Origin of the sequence: Acinetobacter pittii (genome assembly GCF_034067285.1) — a bacterium.
Taxonomy (GTDB): domain Bacteria; phylum Pseudomonadota; class Gammaproteobacteria; order Pseudomonadales; family Moraxellaceae; genus Acinetobacter; species Acinetobacter pittii_E.
The window spans coordinates 562,061-582,960 of record NZ_CP139286.1; the positions used below are offsets into that span (position 1 = coordinate 562,061).

The 20,900-nt window shown below is 39.9% G+C and carries 19 protein-coding genes and 1 riboswitch; of the genes, 9 read left to right on the forward strand and 10 right to left on the reverse strand.

Annotated elements, in window-relative coordinates; translation table 11 throughout:
• The first annotated feature begins 43 nt into the window (after positions 1 to 43).
• Positions 44 to 1,507 (forward strand): phospholipase D family protein, encoded by a 1,464-nt coding sequence (locus SOI81_RS02750; RefSeq protein ID WP_320541207.1) that lies wholly within the window; start codon positions 44 to 46, stop codon positions 1,505 to 1,507.
• Positions 1,508 to 1,704: 197 nt separating this feature from the next.
• Here SOI81_RS02750 and SOI81_RS02755 read toward each other — a convergent pair whose 3' ends face one another.
• Complete coding sequence (locus tag SOI81_RS02755) at positions 1,705 to 2,151, reverse strand: hypothetical protein (protein WP_262457636.1); 447 nt, start codon at positions 2,149 to 2,151, stop codon at positions 1,705 to 1,707.
• A 165-nt stretch (positions 2,152 to 2,316) separates the two neighbouring features.
• On the opposite strand from SOI81_RS02755, the gene SOI81_RS02760 reads away from it, so the two are divergent.
• Positions 2,317 to 2,700 (forward strand): RcnB family protein, encoded by a 384-nt coding sequence (locus SOI81_RS02760; RefSeq protein WP_239967402.1) that lies wholly within the window; start codon positions 2,317 to 2,319, stop codon positions 2,698 to 2,700.
• Positions 2,701 to 2,737: 37 nt separating this feature from the next.
• On the opposite strand, the gene SOI81_RS02765 is transcribed toward SOI81_RS02760, so the two are convergent.
• The 4 genes from SOI81_RS02765 to SOI81_RS02780 form a co-directional block, all read right to left on the reverse strand.
• Positions 2,738 to 3,220, reverse strand: coding sequence for a phosphate-starvation-inducible protein PsiE (locus tag SOI81_RS02765; protein ID WP_086265224.1), 483 nt, complete (start codon positions 3,218 to 3,220; stop codon positions 2,738 to 2,740).
• A 119-nt stretch (positions 3,221 to 3,339) separates the two neighbouring features.
• Positions 3,340 to 5,121, reverse strand: a complete 1,782-nt coding sequence (locus tag SOI81_RS02770; protein WP_224992695.1) for an acyl-CoA dehydrogenase C-terminal domain-containing protein — start codon at positions 5,119 to 5,121, stop codon at positions 3,340 to 3,342.
• Positions 5,122 to 5,288: 167 nt separating this feature from the next.
• Positions 5,289 to 7,091, reverse strand: coding sequence for an acyl-CoA dehydrogenase C-terminal domain-containing protein (locus tag SOI81_RS02775; RefSeq protein WP_239967398.1), 1,803 nt, complete (start codon positions 7,089 to 7,091; stop codon positions 5,289 to 5,291).
• Positions 7,092 to 7,380: 289 nt separating this feature from the next.
• Positions 7,381 to 7,758 (reverse strand): hypothetical protein, encoded by a 378-nt coding sequence (locus SOI81_RS02780; protein WP_016143069.1) that lies wholly within the window; start codon positions 7,756 to 7,758, stop codon positions 7,381 to 7,383.
• A 132-nt stretch (positions 7,759 to 7,890) separates the two neighbouring features.
• Between SOI81_RS02780 and baeS the strand changes: the two genes are divergently transcribed.
• Both baeS and baeR read left to right on the forward strand, forming a co-directional pair.
• Positions 7,891 to 9,549: a sensor histidine kinase efflux regulator BaeS gene (gene baeS / locus SOI81_RS02785; RefSeq protein WP_262457638.1), complete on the forward strand. Its 1,659-nt coding sequence runs from the start codon at positions 7,891 to 7,893 to the stop codon at positions 9,547 to 9,549.
• Between the two features lie 21 nt (positions 9,550 to 9,570).
• Complete coding sequence (baeR, locus tag SOI81_RS02790) at positions 9,571 to 10,257, forward strand: response regulator (RefSeq protein ID WP_002116101.1); 687 nt, start codon at positions 9,571 to 9,573, stop codon at positions 10,255 to 10,257.
• A 63-nt stretch (positions 10,258 to 10,320) separates the two neighbouring features.
• On the opposite strand, the gene SOI81_RS02795 is transcribed toward baeR, so the two are convergent.
• Both SOI81_RS02795 and SOI81_RS02800 read right to left on the reverse strand, forming a co-directional pair.
• Complete coding sequence (locus SOI81_RS02795) at positions 10,321 to 11,763, reverse strand: protein adenylyltransferase SelO (protein WP_262457639.1); 1,443 nt, start codon at positions 11,761 to 11,763, stop codon at positions 10,321 to 10,323.
• A 99-nt stretch (positions 11,764 to 11,862) separates the two neighbouring features.
• Complete coding sequence (locus SOI81_RS02800) at positions 11,863 to 13,035, reverse strand: acyl-CoA desaturase (RefSeq protein WP_016143072.1); 1,173 nt, start codon at positions 13,033 to 13,035, stop codon at positions 11,863 to 11,865.
• A gap of 208 nt (positions 13,036 to 13,243) precedes the next feature.
• Between SOI81_RS02800 and SOI81_RS02805 the strand changes: the two genes are divergently transcribed.
• The gene (locus SOI81_RS02805) at positions 13,244 to 13,777 is read left to right on the forward strand and encodes an META domain-containing protein (RefSeq protein ID WP_239967394.1); all 534 of its coding nucleotides are present in this window, start codon (positions 13,244 to 13,246) and stop codon (positions 13,775 to 13,777) included.
• A 28-nt stretch (positions 13,778 to 13,805) separates the two neighbouring features.
• Here SOI81_RS02805 and ugpQ read toward each other — a convergent pair whose 3' ends face one another.
• From ugpQ to SOI81_RS02820, 3 genes are all read right to left on the reverse strand, one after another.
• A complete protein-coding gene (gene ugpQ, locus SOI81_RS02810) occupies positions 13,806 to 14,519 on the reverse strand; it encodes a glycerophosphodiester phosphodiesterase (RefSeq protein WP_320541208.1) in 714 nt (237 codons plus the stop codon).
• 72 nt (positions 14,520 to 14,591) lie between these two features.
• Positions 14,592 to 15,170, reverse strand: a complete 579-nt coding sequence (locus tag SOI81_RS02815; RefSeq protein ID WP_016143460.1) for a cob(I)yrinic acid a,c-diamide adenosyltransferase — start codon at positions 15,168 to 15,170, stop codon at positions 14,592 to 14,594.
• Positions 15,171 to 15,263: 93 nt separating this feature from the next.
• Positions 15,264 to 17,096 (reverse strand): TonB-dependent receptor plug domain-containing protein, encoded by a 1,833-nt coding sequence (locus SOI81_RS02820; protein WP_262457643.1) that lies wholly within the window; start codon positions 17,094 to 17,096, stop codon positions 15,264 to 15,266.
• A 35-nt stretch (positions 17,097 to 17,131) separates the two neighbouring features.
• A riboswitch (cobalamin riboswitch) is annotated at positions 17,132 to 17,339 on the reverse strand.
• A 126-nt stretch (positions 17,340 to 17,465) separates the two neighbouring features.
• Between SOI81_RS02820 and trpF the strand changes: the two genes are divergently transcribed.
• From trpF to SOI81_RS02840, 4 genes are read left to right on the forward strand one after another with little or no spacing between them, the layout of a single operon-like run.
• Positions 17,466 to 18,125 carry a phosphoribosylanthranilate isomerase gene (gene trpF, locus SOI81_RS02825; RefSeq protein ID WP_262457644.1) on the forward strand — a complete coding sequence of 220 codons (660 nt, stop codon included), beginning with the start codon at positions 17,466 to 17,468 and terminating at the stop codon, positions 18,123 to 18,125.
• Positions 18,109 to 19,338, forward strand: coding sequence for a tryptophan synthase subunit beta (trpB, locus tag SOI81_RS02830; protein WP_002116129.1), 1,230 nt, complete (start codon positions 18,109 to 18,111; stop codon positions 19,336 to 19,338). The genes trpF and trpB overlap by 17 nt, the downstream gene beginning before the upstream one ends.
• Before the next feature lie 10 nt (positions 19,339 to 19,348).
• Complete coding sequence (locus SOI81_RS02835) at positions 19,349 to 19,861, forward strand: DUF1543 domain-containing protein (RefSeq protein ID WP_239967389.1); 513 nt, start codon at positions 19,349 to 19,351, stop codon at positions 19,859 to 19,861.
• A 37-nt stretch (positions 19,862 to 19,898) separates the two neighbouring features.
• Positions 19,899 to 20,894, forward strand: a complete 996-nt coding sequence (locus SOI81_RS02840) for a DUF2804 domain-containing protein (RefSeq protein ID WP_320541209.1) — start codon at positions 19,899 to 19,901, stop codon at positions 20,892 to 20,894.
• Positions 20,895 to 20,900 lie beyond the last annotated feature (6 nt).

Below are 20,900 nucleotides of genomic sequence, written 5' to 3' on the forward strand. Positions count from 1 at the left end.
ATCTAAAAGACCTAATTTGAAAGCATCAAGTTAGGTCTTTTTTATGCGTATTTTTCAACGAATTCATCAAAAAATAAATTGGTCAGGGCGTCGTTATATGGCGGTATTACTTTGCGTTGTTGCTCTTGCATATCTTGCATCGGCGATTTACCACACAGTAAAACCATTACCACAAGGGATTAACTTTAGTGGCAAGCTTAGACATGCCGATATCAAATTTTTAGCTGATAAAACCTATCTTGATGCCAAAGGACAGCAACAGGTTGATCAACACATTTTTGATGAAATTTTAAAAATGATTGATGAGGCAAAATCTACGATTGTGGTGGATATGTTCTTATTTAATTCAGAAGTGGGTGACTCGAAACTCAAGCAAAGACCGTTAATGCAAGAGTTAACCGATGCATTAGTGAGTAAGAAAAGACAGAACCGCCAAATTCAGATCGTTATGATTACCGACCCGATTAACTCAGTCTATGGTGGTCTAAGCCCTGAACACTACCGTCAATTACGTCAGGCAGGTGTCGATGTGATTGAAACCAATTTAGCTCCTTTGCGTGCTTCTAATCCGTTTTGGTCAGGGTTCTGGTACATCTGCTGTCAAAATGTTGGCAATAATCCTGAAAAGGGCTGGTTACCAAATCCATTCGGTGATGAAAAAATTACACTGCGCAGCTATTTAAATTTATTTAACTTTAAAGCAAATCACCGTAAAACTGTGGTAGTCGATACTGATGCTGGTTGGAAGTCATTGGTGACCTCAGCAAATCCACATGATGGCAGCTCTAGACATTCTAATGTCGCGTTGGTTGTAACAGGGGCAACAGCGGCTGATGTTCTCCAAACTGAAGCTGCTGTTGCGCAAATGTCAGGCAGTAGTTCACCATCACTTATATTAGGCGATTTTGAAAAAGACGTAACCAAACCTCAAGTTCAGGTGTTAACTGAAGGGGCGATTTATCAATCTGTACTTAAATTGATTAATTCAGCGAAGCCGAAAGAGCATCTTGATTTAAGTATGTTCTATTTGTCTGAACGTAAAATTATTCAAGCACTAAAAAATGCTCAAGAGAGAGGCGTTATTGTCCGAGTTTTACTTGACCCAAATAAAGATGCGTTTGGTCGACAAAAGAATGGTATTCCTAACCGTCAGGTAGCTTCAGAACTACATGCTGCCGGCATTCCAATCCGCTGGTGTGATACCCATGGTGAGCAAAACCATAGCAAAATGATCTTAAAATATAGTGCTCAACAAGCTGAGTTGATTGTAGGATCTGCCAATTTTACAGCCCGTAATTTAAAAAATTACAACCTTGAAACAGATATGTTGGTCATTGGCAAAGTTCAAGACCAAGTCTTTAAAGATGCGCAAGATTACTTCAATACTTCTTGGTCAAACTTACAAGGTAGACAGATGAGCGTGGATTACGCGAAGTATGCAGATGAGTCTAAAGTGAAGTATTGGATTTACCGCTTTATGGAATGGTCAGGATTGTCGACTTTCTAACGAGAACAGCCTTGGAGTATTCCAAAAAGTAGCAATGTGATTAGCGACATGGATGTCGCTGTTTCACTGTGTGGCAGGGAGGCAACATCAGTGAAACAAAGGTTTTTGTCACTTTTGACCTCTCAAAAGTGAGGCATTAGCCTATACAAAAGAAATTAGAATATCACTGTAAGTAAAGGCTGTGCCATAAGTCCGATTTAAGGCGCTGGCGGAATCAATTGATCCAACGCTTTATCATCAAGTTTTTCTATTTCACTCAAATCAGTCTTAATTTTCCACTGTGTCTCATCATCTACAGGGTTCGGTAAACGTGCTTCAAGCCAGTCACAGACCACATCAGGAGAAAATTCAGGATGATTACATTGAATAATCCACGATAAAAAGTCTTTAGCTTCACCGTTCATATACGGTGGTGGAGAAACAGGAAAGAATAAAGTCGGTAGACGTTCATTCGTCGAGAGATAGTTTAAAACATGTCCTAATTCTTGAACAGTTTGCCATGCAAGGGCATGCTCTACGTCAATACTGAACTTAAACCACCAAGCATGTTCGCCATCTGCTCCATGAGCCATAATTCGGGCTTCTTGTACACTTGGAACTTTGCAAAAAAATTGATGAAGACGCTCAAAACTGATTTCAGACACAGCAATTGACCTAGTTTGAAAAATGGTAATGGTAGCACAGATACAGATTCTTCATATTTTCTTTATAGTCATTACAAAGTTTAGCAATCAAAGCGGTTTTATACATGGTTTCTCCTTGAGTCTCTTCTAATCTAGCTTCATATCAAGATTAAAAGGAAATAGGCCATGAAAAAGCCAATCGTTCTTGTACTTTCGACATTAATGTTAGGTATGTCAGCTACCGCGATGGCCGATTCTGGGCACCGTTGGGACAATAACCATGGTAAACACTATGATCGATATGAGCATCGTGATGACCGCCGTCATGATTACCGTAATGATCATCGGGCGCCAGTTTGGTCAAATGCTGATCGTGGTAAACACTATGGCAACTATGTTGCTTTTAAACGTGGTGAACGCATTCCTACTCAATATCGCAATAGCCGTTATTATGTTTCGGACTGGCGTGCACACCGTTTATATGCGCCACCACGTGGATACCATTGGGTTAAAACCCCTAATCAATACTTATTGGTCGACTCAAGACACAACATTTACCGAGTTCGTTAAATGTAAAAATAAAAAGGCCTCAATATTGAGGCCTTTTTTATGCTAACTCGTCATCTTGCGGTTGAGGGGTTTTCAAGTTATTGGAGGTTTTTGCGTGTTTCTCTTTCATTACTGATGGGTAGTGCCATGAAGCAAATCGTACGACAAGAATAGATAAGGCTAAAATCAAAATTGAGCCAGTAATAATGACTTGATCGATATCCGCTTTGTGGTCATGTTGGATATCTGAAATGAGTAGACGGGTTAAGGCCGTAATCGCGACATAAATAAGAAATCGCACTGGCATATGATTGGTTTTAAAGTAAATTCCAACCATTGCTCCCAGCTCTAAGTAGATAAATAATAATAAAATATCATCAATTGAAGCATACTTTTTGACGGTCAGAATTTCAAAAACTGTATTGGCTGCGGACCAGGCCACCATACAGCCAATAATAAACAGGGCTAAATAATGAAAAGCTTCAACGGCATAATGACCAAATCGGTCCAGAATACGTTCATACTTTTTGGAATCGGGCATAGTAAGGTCTTTTGTTTACTTAATAATGCTTAGAAATTAAACAAATTTCATGCCAATTGAAATAGTAAATATAAAATAAAAAACGCCTGAATTGTCAGGCGTTTTTGTGGAAAACTTAATTAAGCTTGATTTGTAAAGTAATCTTCACTAAAGCCCATAATTAAGTCTGAACCAGCTTTAATCTTAGCAATGCGCGCATCAATATCTGGCAAGATGCGTTCAACAAAGTACTGAGCCAAAGCAAGTTTATTTTGATAGAAATCACCAGACTTATCTTTAGCAGCGGCAGCAATTTTCGCAAACATATATGCGAAGCTGAGTAAGCCCACTGCATGTAAATAATCAACCGCAGCTGAGTTCGGGAAATCTACATTCTCAGCAGCTTGTTCAATAATAAACTGAGTGATCGCTTCAATTTCAGTTGCAGCATCTAAAGTTGCATCTTTAATGAAGTTTAAATCAGTATCTAAGTCATTTGCGAAGTCACGAATTTCAGTGATGTATTCAGCAATGAACGCACCGCCACATTTAATGGTTTTACGACCAATTAAATCTTGAGATTGAACGCCGTTAGTTCCCTCGTAGATTTGAGCAATACGAAGGTCACGAATACATTGTTCCATTCCCCATTCACGGATATAACCGTGACCACCGAACACCATCTGAGCATCTAAAGTTGCTTGGAATGCTGTATCTGTGAGGTAAGCTTTTGCAATTGGAGTTAAAAGCGCAACGCGGTCATTGGCTTTTTTCACTGCTGCTGCATCAGTTGAGAATTTAGTGATATCGAGTTGCTGACCTACATATACAGCAAATGCACGAGATGCTTCATTATTTGCACGTGCGTTTAACAACATACGACGTACATCACCATGGACTAAAATGCTGTCAGCAGGTTTATTTGGTGATTGAACACCAGCTGCACTACGGCCTTGTAAACGATCAGTCGCGTATTGAGCAGCATTTTGATAAGCAAATTCAGATGCACCTAAACCTTGAATACCCATTGATAAACGTTCGTAGTTCATCATAACGAACATGGCAGCAAGACCTTCGTTCTCTTTACCAACGAGGTAACCTTTTGCTCCATCAAAGTTCATCACACAAGTTGCAGATGCTTTGATACCCATTTTATGTTCAATAGAACCTGGGCCAACATGGTTACGGTCGCCTAAAGAACCATCTTCATTTACAAGGTACTTCGGTACAATAAATAGCGATATACCACGTGAACCAGCAGGGGCATCTGGAGTTTTAGCAAGGACCAAGTGAATGATGTTTTCAGCTAAATCGTGGTCGCCGCCAGTGATGAAGATTTTAGTACCTGTGATGTTATAAGTACCGTCTTCATTACGTTCTGCTTTAGTTTTGATAATACCTAAGTCAGTACCTGCATGTGGCTCGGTTAAGCACATTGTGCCAGACCATTCACCTGAATAAATCTTAGGTAAATATGTTTCTTTTTGCTCTTGAGATGCGTAGCTGCTTAAAGCCATACCTGCACCCACTGAAAGAAGCGGGTAGAGCATAAATGATGGGTTTGTCGCAAATAACATTTCATCAGAAAGAACGGTGAGCATTTTTGGCATGCCTTGGCCACCCCATTCTTCATCGGCACCTAAGCCAATCCAGCCGCCTTCTGCATATTGACGAAATGCATCTTTAAAACCAGCTGGTGTGAACACCTCACCGTTTTCATAGCGAGCGCCTTCTTCATCACCGGTACGGTTTAATGGATGAGTCACGTTCTGAGCAAATTTAGCCATTTCTTCTAAAATTGCTTCAGCTGTTGCAGCATCTACATGAGCAAGTTTCTCATTAGACTGCCAAAATTGTTCTGCTTTAAATACATCATTTAAGATGAATTTCATATCAGCTAAAGGAGCATTGTAAATTGGCATAATCGTTCACCTTTTTTGTGCACATTGGCCTGTGCTAGATATCCTGTAAAACGAAATGGATATGGAATTTAAAGTGTAAATTTATCATTGATTTTATAAAAAAAGGACCGTCAAAACTGAGCAGTCCTTTTTTGTTTTTTAACATTGCATATCGCAACTAACTATGATTAGAAAGCGAAATGTTCAGCGTCTAATGACATTAATGGATCTAGACCACCCGCAATCACATCTACATGAGAACGTACACGTGGTAATACTTTCTTAAAGTAGAAGCGAGCAGTAGTTACTTTCGCATTGTAGAAGTCAACATCGGTAGTACCGGCTGCTAATTTCTCTTGTGCTACAAGCGCCATACGAGCCCATAGGTAAGCTAAAGTGATATAACCTGAGAAGTAGAGGTAATCTACAGCAGCAGCGCCTACTTCATCTGGGTTTTGCATCGCACGCATACCGATTTGCATAGTCAGATCGCCCCATTCTTTGTTAAGAGCCGCAAGCGGTTCAACAAATTCTTTCATAGCAGCGTTGTCTTTGTTTGCTTCTACGAATTTATGGATGATCTTAGTGAAGTCACGTAGCATTGCACCTTGAGTTTGCAATACTTTACGACCTAACAAATCAAGTGCTTGAATTTCAGTTGTACCTTCATACAAGCAAGCAATACGTGTATCACGTACGATTTGCTCCATGCCATGCTCAGAAATAAAGCCATGACCACCGAAGACTTGTACACCGTGCTTAGCAGATTCAGAACCTGTTTCAGTCAAGAATGCTTTCGCAATTGGAGTCAATAAAGACAAGATGTTGTCAGCAAACTTGCGCTCTTCTTCTGTTTCGCCTTTTTCAACGATGTCAGCGTATTGAGCAAGTAAGTAAACAAGTGCACGACCGCCTTCAGCAAACGCTTTTTGAGTTAAAAGCATGTTGCGCACAGCAGGGTGAACGATAATTGGGTCTGCTTCTTTTTCTGGAGCTTTAGGACCAGAAAGTGAACGCATTGCTAAACGTTCTTTCGCATAAGTCAACGCACCTTGGAAAGATGATTCAGATGCTGCTAAACCTTGAACAGCAGTACCAATACGTGCTGTGTTCATGAAGGTGAACATACAGTTCAAACCACGGTTTTCAGGTCCAATCAAGTAACCTTTCGCTTGGTCAAAGTTAATGACACAAGTCGCATTACCATGAATACCCATTTTGTGTTCGATAGAACCACAACGTACCGCATTACGTTCGCCAATAGTTCCATCTGCATTTACATGGAATTTAGGAACGATGAATAATGAGATACCTTTAGTGCCTTTTGGCGCACCTGGTAGGCGAGCAAGAACGATATGGATGATATTCTCAGCCATGTCATGTTCACCAGCAGAGATAAAGATTTTCTCGCCAGAGATTGCATAGCTACCATCAGCATTTGGTTCTGCCTTAGAACGGATAATACCTAAGTCTGAACCAGCATGAGATTCAGTTAAGCACATCGTACCCGTCCAAACACCTGAAACAAGGTTTGGTAAGTAAGTATTTTTTTGTTCATCAGAACCGTGATGTTCTAATGTACGGACAGCTCCGTGAGACAAGCCTGGGTACATACCCCACGCCCAGTTAGAGCTACCTACCATTTCAGAAATTGCAATACCTAAAGAGTTAGGTAAAGCCTGGCCACCGTATTGTTCTTCTGCTGATAAAGACGGAAAGCCAAGTTCAATATATTTTTGATAAGCTTCTTTAAAACCTGTTGGAGTAGTAACTACGCCATCATTCCAAGTACAACCTTCGCGGTCACCAACTTGGTTTAAAGGAGAAAGTTCATTTTCACAGAAATCCGCCGCAGCTTCTAAATATTGATCAACCAATTCACGGCTTACGTTACCTTGGAAATCAGGTAATTTTGCATAGTGTTCTTCAGCATTTAATAATTCATGCAAAACGAATTGCATATCACGTAAGGGCGCTTTGTATTGTGGCATATCGGGTTCCTCAATACTGGTGAAACCAGAGTTATAATCTTAATCTATGATAATGTGCCATGAGGCACCTTGGACTACTACATCGTGCAACAACTTGCATAACTGCACAAGCACCTCAGTACCTTTACTTTGTGACTGCAAAGTCAAGAAAAAAATACTTAAATGATGTAAGTGCTTTGAGTGTAAATACTTTTGGTTATGTTTATATGATACAAATAGTCAAAATCGTAAATAGTTATGTATAAGCAAAAGGCGCCTATGGGCGCCTTTTGCTTGATGATTTTTAGAATTATTTTGCTTGAACAGCTGCAGGAGCAGGGGCATTAACGGGTGGTTGAGGACGTTTTGGTTCAAAACGAAGGTTACATGTTCCTTCAAGTGTTTTATCGCCAACTTGAACATTTACTGTTTGTCCATTGGCCTTGCCATCACAAGCTTTTTGGATTTGTTCAAAACGCGCTTTGCGTTCTGCACGATGTTGTTCCCATGCTGCTTTTTGTTCTGGAGTAAATTCACGGTGCTTCATACGGTGGTGCCCCTCACGCGGGCCATCTTGCATCATTCCGCGCTCTGGCTTAGGTGGTTGAGTTGTCGATTGACACGCCGCCAAACTGCCCATTGTTACAATTGCCGCACTGAATAATGCAATTTTTGCCGTCATTTTCATATTTAAAGCCCTCTAATGTTGTGTTTACCGATGCCTTAAAGATTAGATAATAAAGATGTAGAAACAATGGAGAGTTTTTCTTTTCGTTGTTGGTTACAATGCCAAATATAGGGTAAAAATGAGAGAGTGCTTTTGAACGTTCTACGTGTTCCCATTGCATTACGGTTATTTTTGACAGTCTTGCTCACCACATTACTTATTGCGACTGCAAGCTTGAGCGTTTTGCACTGGACAATGCAAAAGAACTTTGCCAAATATGTGGCTGACGTTGAAATGCAGAAGCTCGACCGCCTCATTACCAATTTGGGTGATGTCTATACGGTCTACCATGATTGGGGGAATGCGATTCAGGCACAGATTTTACAAATCGAAGGAACCGCGGCTCCCGATGACTACGATCGTCTTTCGCAGTGGTGGCTTCGTCGTCAATATGATATTGCCATACAACAGCATTCTTTTGATGAGCATGCGCTTATTAATATTTCGCCTGAAGTTGCACCAACTAATAAAAATAGTATTTTTAGTGATGAAGAGTTAAGAACGCTTGAGCAAAATTTACCTTCTCAATATCAACCCTTTGAAGGATTGCGTTTCCCTTTAAGTGCAAACCAGTTTCGTCCAAGTGATGATAAAAATAAATCAAAGAAGGGAAGCTTAAAAGATATTGAAACTCAAAATGGTAAGAAGCGTTTTATCGCTTTACCAGACCGCTTAGGATTGAGTTCACGTTTATCTCTATATGACGCGCAGCACCAGTTTGTAGTGGGTGAACCGCCTTCTTCAGATCAGATGTCATTTCGTCCCATTATCTTAAACAATCAAGTGGTTGGATATTTGGGTTTGAAACCCGTTTTGGATAAAGAAGATGCTTTGAGTATTAACTTCTTTAGTAATCAAAAGCGCTATTTGCTCTTAATTTATGCCTTAACCTTACTTTCAAGTTTAGTTGCAGCGCTATTGATGGCGACTTATTTTAAAAAACCGATTCAGCGTTTATTAAATGCAACCAATGAATTAACGAAAGGAAATTATCAACATCAAGTTGTTATTAAACGAAATGATGAGCTGGGCGACCTATCCACTCAATTGAACCATTTAGCAGAAATTTTACATCAGCATGAAGAGTCGCGACGTCAATGGGTAGCAGATACTTCTCATGAATTAAAAACGCCGCTGGCTGTATTGCAAGCTCAAATTGAAGCCATGCAAGATGGGATTCGAAAAGCAACCCCTGAACATCTAGATGCGATGATGCGTCAGGTATCAAGCCTGAAAAAATTAACCCAAGACCTTGCCGACTTGGCACAGGCAGATGCTCAGCAGCTTAAGTGTTATTTGAGTTCTGTAAATCCATGGGAAGTGGTATTACAGGAAGTTGAAAACTTTAAACCAAAACTTGAGCAAGCTGGGCTTGAAATTCAAGTTGAAGGAACAAGTTCTCCGCTATTATTAGATCGTGATCGGTTTAAACAGATTGTTGTTAATTTAATTAGTAATAGTATTCGTTACACAGAAACAGGTGGCAAAATTCATATTCATACGAGCCAGACTCCTCAAGAGTGGACTTTATATGTTGATGATAGCCCGTTTGGTTTAAGTGATGAGCAATTATCCCGTTTAGGTGAGCGCTTCTATCGTGTAGATGATTCGCGTACGCGTAGTACAGGTGGAACAGGGCTGGGCTTAGCTTTGTCTTGTAAAATTGCGCAAGCGCTTGGTGGTACACTTAGTTTTGAACATTCACCGTTAGGTGGTTTACGTTGTGTACTTACTTTCAAAAAGCAGAGTTAAATATAAAAGGAAAAAAATCTCATGAAACATGTGATGTTGGTTGAAGATGAAGTCGAATTAGCGCATTTGGTACGTGATTATCTTGAAGCTGCCGGTTTTGAAGTAAGTATGTTTCATGATGGTCAGGATGCCTATGCGAGTTTCCAGCAACGTAAACCAAATTTGATGATTTTGGACTTAATGGTTCCAAGAATGGATGGTTTGACTATTTGCCGTAAAGTTCGTGAGCAGTCAGATTTACCGATTATTATGGTCACTGCCCGTACCGAAGAAATTGACCGTGTACTAGGTCTCAACATGGGCGCTGATGATTATGTATGTAAGCCATTTAGTCCAAAAGAACTTGTTGCTCGCGTACAAGCTGTGCTACGCCGTTTAGAGCGTAAGGCAGAGCCTGAACAAAATGATTCGTTCCGAATCGATAAAGCTCAGCAAAGAATTTGGTATCAACAAAAATCATTGAGCTTAACGCCAACCGAATTTCGCTTACTTGAGCTATTTTTAGAGCATGTGGGGCAAGTTTATTCGCGTGCACAATTATTGGATCATATTAATCCGGATAGCTTTGATGTTGCCGATCGCGTGATTGACAGCCATATCAAAAACTTGCGCCGAAAAATTAGTGAAGCGGCTGAAACTGGTAACCGCCATGAATGGATTCAAGCTGTTTATGGTGTAGGTTACCGCTTCGAATATCCTGAAGAGTAAGTCTTCATAAAAGTTATTCTGTGGATAACCACAATGTTATCCACAGAAAATGTGGATAAAAAATTAAGACGAACAACTCACTGCCACATCAGGCATATCGCTTGGTAACGGGCCTAAATCTTCCGGGTTTTCCAAATTTGGCTGTCTTGTGTAAGGATGGTTGAGTAGTTTAAATAAACGGTCAACTTCACTAAAATCATCTTTCTCAGCTGCTTCAATAGCACGCTGCGCCATGTGGTTCCGTAAAACATAAACTGGATTTGCTTTTTGCATATTGGCATCAAGTTCATCAATATCTTGATGCTCACGGATGCTGTCATATTGGCTAATAAACGCATCAAATTGACGAATATCAAGACAATCATCTCGTAAAGCTTTGTATTCTTTGTTTTGAAGACGAATAAAACTTTGCGTGTAATCGAGTTGTTCAGTTTGTAAGATTCTTAAAAAAGCAAAACTACAATCAAGACTGTCTTTATGGAAATGAGGAAGTCCCATCTTTTGACATAAACCTTGCCCATAGTGCTCTAAAAAGATCGGTTCAAATTGTTCTAAGCAACGTGCTAACTCTTCTTTGAACTGATCTTTTTGTTCAGGTTCAGCAAGAGGAATTAAGTTATTTAACCACGTCCATAAGTTCCAATGGCCTATACTTGGTTGATTTTGGTAAGTATAACGACCTTGGTAATCCGAGTGATTGTTGATCCAGTTTGGGCGAAAACGCTCCATAAAGCCATATGGACCAAAATCGAGTGTTGAACCTGTAATATTTAAGTTGTCGGTATTCATTACACCATGAGCAAATCCAACCAATTGCCATTTCGCAATCATAATTGCAGTACGTTCAACTACCTTTTTTGCAAAAGATAAAATTGGATTTTCAGTTTCTAGGCATTCTGGATAGTGCCATTCAATACATTTTTGAGTAAATTCTGACAGCAACTCAGGTGCATATTGATTAATCCATTCGAAGTGTCCTAAACGAATATGACATTCAGATGTTCTAAGTAGCATTGCACCTAACTCTAGTTTTTCACGCTGTACACCTTGAGTCGAGGTTGTAAAACCGACTGCGTGACTAGAAGCGACGCCTAAAGCATTTAGCGCATGTCCTGCTAAATATTCACGGACCACAGAACGTAATACTGCTCGCCCATCTCCCATTCTTGAATAAGGCGTAGGGCCTGCACCTTTGAGATGAAGGTCGATGGTTTGGCCCTTTGTATTCAATATTTGCGCAATCAGTAAACCACGACCATCACCAAGTTGACCTGCCCATTGTCCGAATTGATGGCCAGCATAAACCATCGCAAGTGGAGGAAATTCAGTGAAAGTACGTTGTCCACTACAGATCTCAACCCATGCATTTTTATCGTCTTCTGACCATTGCAGTTCATCAGCCAATGCGCTGTTAAAATGTCCTGCCTTTGCACCACGTAACGGTGATGGCTGCTGAACATGAAATAATTTAGACGGAAGTGAAGGGTAGAGCGGATTAAACTGCATAGGCTTAGCAAAATAAAGAGAGCGGATTTCACTATAACACAGTTAAAAAGCAGGCATAAAAATAGCTCCCGAAAGAGCTATTTTAGATCAGAATTTAATTTAGTCTGATACTACATTGGTATTCTTTTTAACACTACGCATAAGTGTTTCTAAGCATTCACGATGATGACTTAGACGATGTTCAAGCAATTGGAAATCAACTTTAAGCTTATGATCCATTCTATGAATCTTTTCAGCCATTGCTGCTTTTTTAGCTTGTAACTCTTGTTCTTTAAGTTTCGCCCAATCATTTAAGGTGTGTGTAAATGCTTCGTACTCTTGTGCAATACGTTGCTTCATTTGAGTAATGTCTGCATTTACATCATGACCATAAATAGCAAGGTCTTGTTCAGCATATTTAAATTTCATCGCCAATTCTGCTTTTTTAATATTAAAGCTTGGAATACGACGTAAATTTTTAGCTAAACCAATTTTAGAACATGACCAGATCAACCATTTAGTTGGATCATATTGCCACCATTTCACACCATTACGATAGTCATATTGGAAGATATGGTGATAGTTGTGGTAACCCTCGCCCCAAGTGGCGATGGCTAACCAGAAATTGTCACGTGCTGAGTTTTCGTCTGTATAAGGACGTTTACCAAACATATGGCAAAGTGAGTTAATAAAGAAAGTCACTTGATGGCTAATGATTAAACGTACTAAACCACCCAAGAGTACTACACCCCATAGGTCGCCAGTCGCCCAACCGATTAAGCCTAAAATACCAACATGAACTGCAACTACCAATAAACCATAGTATTTATGTTGGAACATGACCAATTTATCGTTGAGTAGGTCTGGTGCATTTTTAAAATCCGGCTCAGATGGTGAATGATCACGGATCATCCAACCCATATGGGCATACCAAAAACCACGCTCAATTGAATATGGATCTTCATCAACATCATCAACATGTCGATGGTGAGTACGGTGACCAGATGCCCAGAACAAAATACTATTTTGCACGGCAAATGTACCACCGATCATTAAAAGAATTTTAAGCGGTAACGACGCTTCATAAGCTCGGTGAGCCCAAAGGCGATGGTAACCAGCAGTAATCCCCATACTACTTAGAGCTAAAAGAAAAAATAGGCTTACCCATGCGCTTACACTAAAATCATAATAATACGCATAAATCGGGATTATGATTGCGGCAAGAATTGGTAAACCAATTAAGGTAATGCTAGCGGTCCAGTTAATTGGGGCTTTGAGTGGGGCGGAAGTCATATCCGGCAGCGCTCCTAGAATCCTTGTGAAACAAGGTACAAAGACAAAACGACATAGCAAAACCAATCATCAAGATATATTGCTATTCTATCCTTCATATTAGCACGTGCTTAGTGAGAATCACTAGCATTATTGTACAGATGTATTGAAAGAACCGTAACAGAATTAAACTATGTCAGAGAGTTTTTCAAGCAGGAGAAGTTGTTTAATGAACGTACAACGATTGAAAAAAAAGAACCGCATTGATATTTCAAGAAAATTATCTTTGAAGTGTGTCTTGGTCACAATCAGTCTTGTATTAGCCGCATGTCAAAGTGCACCCGAACAGAATACAAAAAACGTTCAAGCAAAAAGAACAGTTCATCAGATTCAAGCTCCTATTGTAAAAAAGAGAGTGAGTCCGGATGGCATTCAAGATATTGATTGGCAGATCACTCAGATCAGCGGTCATAAGGCAAAATTTTTTACACAGTGGCCGACTCTATCTTTAAATTCTTCGGTCAAAACAGTGTCTGGACATACTGGCTGTAATGGAGTTTTTGGTCGTTATACATTTAATTTCAGCCAGCAAAAACTTGATATGCAAGTAAATGCAGGCCATTCAAGTTGTGATGGTGCTTTGGCGCAAGAGGCAGAATTGGTAGATGCTTTGCAACGTATTCAACGCTTCCAGCTCGTAGGTAATACGCTATATCTACTTGATCAGAATGGGCAACGCCTCATTCAGGCACAAAAGAAGTAAAAGGTGGTTTTTACCACCTTTTTTATATTTATAGGACCTGTAACATCGTGGTCGGAATATCTGTAATTAAGCCCTGAACATCTAAATCACGTAGCCTTTTTGCTCTTTCTACATCATTGACTGTCCACACACTAATGTTCAAATTAGCTTGATGAGACAGTTTAATCATTTCATCTGTTGCCAGCTGATCGTGCCAACCAATATGACAGCAACCATATTGATGGGCGAGTTCTATCGCAGTTACCCCAACAGGAAGCTCGACTAACAATCCGCGTTTAAATTGAGAGTTTATATCGCGTAAAGCAGTTAAAATTTGAAGATCAAAACTTGTGATGGTGACGACTTTCTCAAAACCCTGTAATTCAGTCTCAAGCTCTTGAACGAGTTTTTCAGCTAAAGCCATGTCTCTTACAGCTTTCACTTCCACTTCAATATGATCGAATTTATTAAGTAAGTTTAAAACGCCTGTGAGTGTAGGTGTTGGCTCTGAATTTGGCCAGTCAGGCCAGTTTTGACGATGGTCAAATGATAACGCTTGAGCCAATGTCGATTGCTCTACAATTTGATCGACTCCGGCTGTACGTAAAAAATTGTCATCATGAATGACAACCAACTCTTCGTCTTGAAGCTGACGAATATCAAATTCGACACCGCGAATACCTAAATTCTTTATGTGCTGAAACCCACCTAATGTATTTTCAGGGGCTTCTCGGCGTGCACCACGATGACCAATAATGCGCATAATTTTCTTCTATAAAATCTTTTGCCTATGGTCTCTTTAAAAAGTAGAGACCATGTTTAATCTAATCTATTTTTAAATAATCTCATTAATATTTTTTTGCCAAAGCACTTCTTGACCACCTTCGGCACGCTGTAAAGCACGTGATGCAACAAATAACCAGTCAGATAAACGGTTAATTAACTGAAGGGCAGTTGTCTGAATATTTTGATCACGAGTTTGTACCGACATTAGAGATCGTTCTGCACGACGACAAACAGCACGTGCTTGATGAGCGTAACTGCACGATAAAGTGCCAGACGGCAGAATAAACTCTTTCAACATAGGCAAATCTTCATTCATACGGTCAATTTCTTTTTCAAGAAATTCAATACAAACGGGCTGGAGTAGGTTGTAGTTTGGAATACAAATCTCTCCACCTAAGTCGAATAGCCAATGTTGAATCAAACTTAAGCTTTTATCCCAAGCGGCCTTCTCAGTTACTTGGCTATCGGTAATTTGAGCACGAAGTACCCCAATAATGGCATTGAGTTCATCAACATCACCAAGCGCGGCTACTCGTAAGTCATCCTTGGCAACACGAGAACCATCGCCTAAACCTGTGGTGCCTGAGTCGCCTGTACGTGTATAGATCTTGCTTAAACGGTGTCCCATGATGGATATCCTGAACATAAAAAAGGGATAATGTCGGTCAGAACATTACCCCGAAACTGGAGTTAAGAAAATATTTTTATAATAAAGTTTTGCTTAGTAGCTTAAGGTCACACCAGCTGATGCGAGACGGCCGCCGTTGACATAATAGTATCCTTGGTCTTGATAAGCTGTTTTGTATTCAACATCTCCAATATTTTGAATATTAGTAAACAATTTAATGTGCGGATTCATATTCCAGTAAGCATTAATATCTACAGTTGCGTAACCTGGATTCTTGTAATTGCTATCCCAGTCTTTCGACTTAGATTTTGCAACGAGCGAAGCACTAATACCATAAACTTCATTTTGTAGACCTGTTGTTAAGGTTAATCCTTGACGAGGGCGACGATTTAAATCCTGATGAGTCTCTTCGTTTTCGGGTTTGACATAGCTATAAGTTGCTTTTGCAAAAAGATCATCTTTCTGCCAACCAATATAAAATTCACCACCTTGGTAAGTTGCTTTATTAATATTAGTTAATTTACCAAAGTTCACTGAGCCGATAAGATCTTCAACTTCAGTATAGTAAGCAGATAAACCTGTTTTAAAACCTGCTGGTAGAGCTTGATCTATACCAATTTCATAAGATGTACTTTCTTCTGGTTTTAAATCTGGGTTGCCGTTCCATGAGTTGAAAAGTTCATTAAGCGTTGGCGATTTAAATGCACTACCAATATTGGTATAGATACTTGTTTTATCTAAGAGTTGGTAACGTGCAGCAATTTGACCAACAGTATGTGAGCCATATTTTTCATTATCTTCTACGCGAACACCGACTTGAGTGTTTAATCTATCACCATTGAATTGATGTTGAAGATAATACCCTGTCGAGTCTACGTTCTCATTGTATGGTGCTCCATAAGATAGAATATCTCCATCCAACGTACGGTGGGTGGCACCAACTAAGAGTGTTTGCTGTGGTAAAAACTTCCATTTGCTATATAGCTCTACTTCCTGCGTTTTGCTGTGAACAAAATCAGTAGAGTCTTTTTGATTAACTTCATCTTTGAATTGTGATAAGCGAGTATTTAATTCTAGGTTATTTGTTACATTTAAACGGCTACGTAAATTGATAATCTCATTTTCGAAGTCTTGTTTAAGCAATGCACCATTAAATGTATAAGCATCATAAAGGCTTGAACCTTCATTATGGCTATAGTCAACAGAAATACCGTAATCTTTCTGCTCAACACCAAACTTTGTACTAAAACCTTTCTGATCAAATGATGCTGTATCTGATGAGTTGGTTTTTTGATTAGTTACTTTAGTTGCATCAGACTCTAAGCGTTGTCCACGAATTTGGGCATAAAAACCATCTTCATATAAATCAGCGCCAATAACTGATTTATAAGTTTTATTCTCGCCAATTTCACCCGTGATAAAAGCTCTATTCTTTTCAGGTGTTTTTGAAACGAGCTGAATTACTCCGCCAATTGCATCCGTACCATAGAGAACAGAGGCAGGCCCTTTCAATACTTCAATTTGTTTAATATCTGTTGTGTCAATAAATGCAAGACTTGCTGTTCCTGAGGATGCATTATTTAGTCGAATTCCATCTCGTAGCACGAGAGTATGATCAGATTCTGTACCTCGTAAATAAATCTCTGCAAGTTGTCCCATACCACCACTTTGCACCATATTGATGGAAGCATCGGTTTGTAATAATTGTGGTAAAGAAGCGATAGGGGATTGTTCGAGAACCTTTGGTTCAATAATGTTAATACGCGCCGGAACTTCACTCGCTTTTTCAGCACTTTTTGAAGCAGTGACTACAATTGGATCAAGTTGAGTTGCGTTCGTTGCATCTTCAGCAAAAATAACAGGTGAAAACCCCATCGCAATAGCGATAGCCCCTACCAGACGAGTAGGTTGAAAAGACTTAGACATAACATGCTCCATACATTCACCCCACGTGAATGATCGGGTAGATAGATGAAACAAGTAGGTCTCCGGACTTCAGCGCCATATTTATGTTATGGACATATTCACCTTCCCACATGACTGCAGTGGTGTAAGTCGCTCTCGACTTAAAAAATATGCTTTACATTGTTACCGTTGCGGGGGCAGTGCCGGACTTTCACCAGCTTCCCTAAAGCATTAATTGCTTACACTTGCTTCCAATTTTACGCAGTATAAAGTGACGATTTATTTCATACAATGTCATTTAGCCCAATTCCCAGAGAACTTTTACGCAAGGGGCAAAAATTGCATTACAATGGCGCTTATTTTAAGAAATGGTTGTAGTTTAAACAGCTCATGAGCCAATCAAACCAAAAACGTACACGAGCAAAAATCTGTGGAATTACTCGCATTGAAGATGTTCAGGCAGTTGTTGCTGCTGGAGCAGATGCGATAGGTTTTGTTTTTTTCCCGCCGAGTCCAAGACATGTGACAGTTGAACAGGCAGAAAAATTAGCAAAAGTAATTCCACCTTATGTACAAATGGTTGGTTTGTTTGTTAATGCAAGTGCTACTGAAATTCAGGATGTACTTGATTGTATTCCCCTAGATGTATTACAACTACATGGCGATGAAACTCCTGAACAATGTCAGGAAATAGCTCGCCATTGTAAACGTCGCTGGTATAAAGCGATTCAGGTTAAACCTGATTTAGATGTAATTGCTGAAATTCAAAAATATCAGATGGCTGGTGCCAGTGCTGTATTGCTCGATGCGTGGCATCCTGAGCTTAAAGGGGGCACAGGACATCAGTTTGACTGGTCTAAATTTCCAAAACTTGATATTCCTTTAATCTTGGCAGGGGGTTTAACCCCTGACAATGTCATTGACGCTATTCATACTACCGGTGCTTTTGCAGTAGATGTGAGCGGAGGCGTAGAGTCCGCAAAAGGTATAAAAGACCAACAACTCATTGAACGATTTATGCAAGGAGTCCAACGTGGATCAGCAAAATAATGTGATTGACTATACACAGTACCCAGATGCTGCAGGGCATTTCGGTATCCATGGCGGACGTTTTGTGTCAGAAACACTCATGGCGGCATTAGAAGATTTAGAAAATCTCTATTCTCGCATGAAAAATGATGAACAGTTTCTGGCAGAATTCGACCGCGATCTAGCCTACTATGTAGGTCGTCCTAGTCCACTTTATTATGCTGAGCGATGGTCAAAAGAGTTAGGTGGTGCGCAAATTTATCTTAAACGTGAAGACTTAAACCATACAGGCTCACACAAGGTAAATAACACGATTGGTCAGGCGTTATTGGCAAAGCTTTCCGGTAAAAAACGTATTATTGCTGAGACTGGTGCAGGGCAGCATGGTGTAGCAACTGCAACAATTGCAGCACGTTTGGGCCTTGAATGTGTTGTTTATATGGGTGCCGAAGATGTTAAGCGTCAAGCGATGAACGTTTATCGTATGCGTTTGTTGGGTGCAACAGTTGTACCTGTGCAAAGTGGTTCTAAAACTTTGAAAGATGCCATGAACGAAGCGATGCGTGACTGGGTAACCAATGTTGATACGACTTACTATGTCATTGGTACGGTTGCAGGCCCGCACCCTTACCCTCAACTCGTCCGTGACTTCCAGTCGATTATTGGCCGTGAAGCACGTAAACAGATTTTGGAACAAGCAGGTCGCTTACCAGATGCATTGGTTGCATGCGTGGGTGGTGGTTCAAATGCAATGGGCTTGTTCTATCCATTCTTAAACGATGCCAACGTGAAAATGTATGGTGTTGAAGCAGCTGGTTTTGGTATTGAAACTGGTAAACACTCTGCACCATTAAATGCAGGTCATGTGGGGGTATTACACGGTAACCGTACTTACTTAATGAGTGATGAACAAGGCCAGATCATTGAGACACATAGTATCTCGGCGGGCCTTGATTATCCGGGTGTTGGCCCTGAACATAGCTTCTTGAAAGATATGAAGCGCGTAGAATATGTGCCAATTAATGATACAGAAGCTCTGCAAGGTTTCCGTGATTTAACCAAAATCGAAGGGATTATTCCTGCACTTGAAAGCTCACATGCGATGGCGTACGTCTCTAAGCTTGCACCAACGATGTCTAAAGATCAGATTATTATTGCGACTGTTTCAGGCCGTGGTGATAAAGATTTAATGACAGTTGCACGCATTGATGGCGTAGAAATGGTCGAGATGTAAGAGAACTATAATGCCAAGCTTGTTTATGGTGATGTTGGGCGGGCGCCATGCCCGCGCTAATACAGAAGTTCATGATGTAGTCATGGCGGTAGGGGATACTTTGGAAGAAGTTTATCCTCAACTTAAACAGGCTTGGTTTGGTGAGGCTCAAGGGTTGCATATCGATGCTTGGGCCAAGCTCTCAGGAGTTAGCTCTCAAGGGCAAAATTATCAAATTCATTTTACAGATGCTGCTCCACAACCAGATGATTTTAAATTATATTTAATTAATTTGGGTGGATATAATGCGCATGAATTCGGTGAGCTTCATCGTTATGAGTTTGTGGTTGCACCCAATGCGGTCATTGCCAAACAATTAGGTAAACAATTTATAGATCAGCAGTGGCAAAAAGCACATACAGATCGAGTTATTGATATTGATGACTGCTTAGCAATAGATTGTGTAGCAGGGCGCTATATTCATTTAATAAAAGGCGATTTTGCTGCAGCAACTTGGGAAAATACGTATTTGACCGTGGTATAGGTCATTTGAAATCTAATATTCATATGGAAGTGGGTAAATGGATTTAATTCAAGAAAATGGGCAGCCTCGTTATGGGCGTTTTGAATCTGTACCGTCCACCATTCATGTACAACATTATATTTATAAAACGCCGTATGGTAAGGTCTTAAAAGGCTGGCGTAAGCAATTAAAATATAAAAAATTCAAATTCTGCGGCATTCAACATAAACACTATAGTATTGGTCTGGCTATTGCAGATATTGGCTGGGTTGGGCACGGTTTTTTCTATATTTATGATCATAAAACGGGGCAGGTTATTGAGTGGAATGCCATTCAGCCTTTAGGGCATAAAACCTATCTTGATGAACAGCCGTTGTTTAATCAAAGTTATTTTTCTAAATCTCCTTATCAGTTTGATATTCAGCATGCCAATGGTGTGCGGTACATTCGAGTCACGAAATATGGTGAGATTCAACTTAGCGCTCGAATTTTTTGTGCTGGAACAGACATATTAAGTTTATGTACACCAACTGGCATTAACGGTTGGACTTATACTCAAAAGCAGACCACGCTTGCTGTAGAAGGCATGTTTATTAATAAACAAAACCAAGTTGTACAATTTGATGAAAAGACATTTGCATCACTAGATGATACTTGTGGTTTTCTGCGACCTGAAACGGCTTGGTTCTGGCTTTCATGTAACTTTTGGGACGAGCAAGGACGACGTATTGGTTTAAATTTAGCTTCAGGGGTTAATGAAAGCTTTGGTAATGAAAACTGCTTATGGATTAACGGAGTTTTATTTTCACTAACAGATGTTTTATTTGAAAAAGTAAATGATGAACGTTGGCAAATTAGCTCTCTAGATCAAAAGCTTAATCTACAAGTGCATATTGGTTGGTGTAGATACGAAAATATTAATTTAAGAATGATCGGCAGCCAGTTCAATCAGTGGCAAGCTAAAATTAGTGGCACGATTGAACATGAGGCATCCGATATCATCAATTGCAACGAACAATACGGTTTACTAGAACAACATTATGCAAAATGGTAACAAGCA

Coding starts and splice junctions, on each gene's coding strand:
- SOI81_RS02750 (WP_320541207.1), top strand. CDS start 44: ATGCGTATTTTTCAACGAATTCATCAAAAAATAAATTGGTCAGGGCGT.
- SOI81_RS02760 (WP_239967402.1), top strand. CDS start 2,317: ATGAAAAAGCCAATCGTTCTTGTACTTTCGACATTAATGTTAGGTATG.
- SOI81_RS02765 (WP_086265224.1), bottom strand. CDS start 3,220: ATGCCCGATTCCAAAAAGTATGAACGTATTCTGGACCGATTTGGTCAT.
- SOI81_RS02770 (WP_224992695.1), bottom strand. CDS start 5,121: ATGCCAATTTACAATGCTCCTTTAGCTGATATGAAATTCATCTTAAAT.
- SOI81_RS02775 (WP_239967398.1), bottom strand. CDS start 7,091: ATGCCACAATACAAAGCGCCCTTACGTGATATGCAATTCGTTTTGCAT.
- SOI81_RS02780 (WP_016143069.1), bottom strand. CDS start 7,758: ATGAAAATGACGGCAAAAATTGCATTATTCAGTGCGGCAATTGTAACA.
- baeR (WP_002116101.1), top strand. CDS start 9,571: ATGAAACATGTGATGTTGGTTGAAGATGAAGTCGAATTAGCGCATTTG.
- SOI81_RS02795 (WP_262457639.1), bottom strand. CDS start 11,763: ATGCAGTTTAATCCGCTCTACCCTTCACTTCCGTCTAAATTATTTCAT.
- SOI81_RS02800 (WP_016143072.1), bottom strand. CDS start 13,035: ATGACTTCCGCCCCACTCAAAGCCCCAATTAACTGGACCGCTAGCATT.
- SOI81_RS02805 (WP_239967394.1), top strand. CDS start 13,244: ATGAACGTACAACGATTGAAAAAAAAGAACCGCATTGATATTTCAAGA.
- ugpQ (WP_320541208.1), bottom strand. CDS start 14,519: ATGCGCATTATTGGTCATCGTGGTGCACGCCGAGAAGCCCCTGAAAAT.
- SOI81_RS02815 (WP_016143460.1), bottom strand. CDS start 15,170: ATGGGACACCGTTTAAGCAAGATCTATACACGTACAGGCGACTCAGGC.
- SOI81_RS02820 (WP_262457643.1), bottom strand. CDS start 17,096: ATGTCTAAGTCTTTTCAACCTACTCGTCTGGTAGGGGCTATCGCTATT.
- trpF (WP_262457644.1), top strand. CDS start 17,466: ATGAGCCAATCAAACCAAAAACGTACACGAGCAAAAATCTGTGGAATT.
- SOI81_RS02835 (WP_239967389.1), top strand. CDS start 19,349: ATGCCAAGCTTGTTTATGGTGATGTTGGGCGGGCGCCATGCCCGCGCT.
- SOI81_RS02840 (WP_320541209.1), top strand. CDS start 19,899: ATGGATTTAATTCAAGAAAATGGGCAGCCTCGTTATGGGCGTTTTGAA.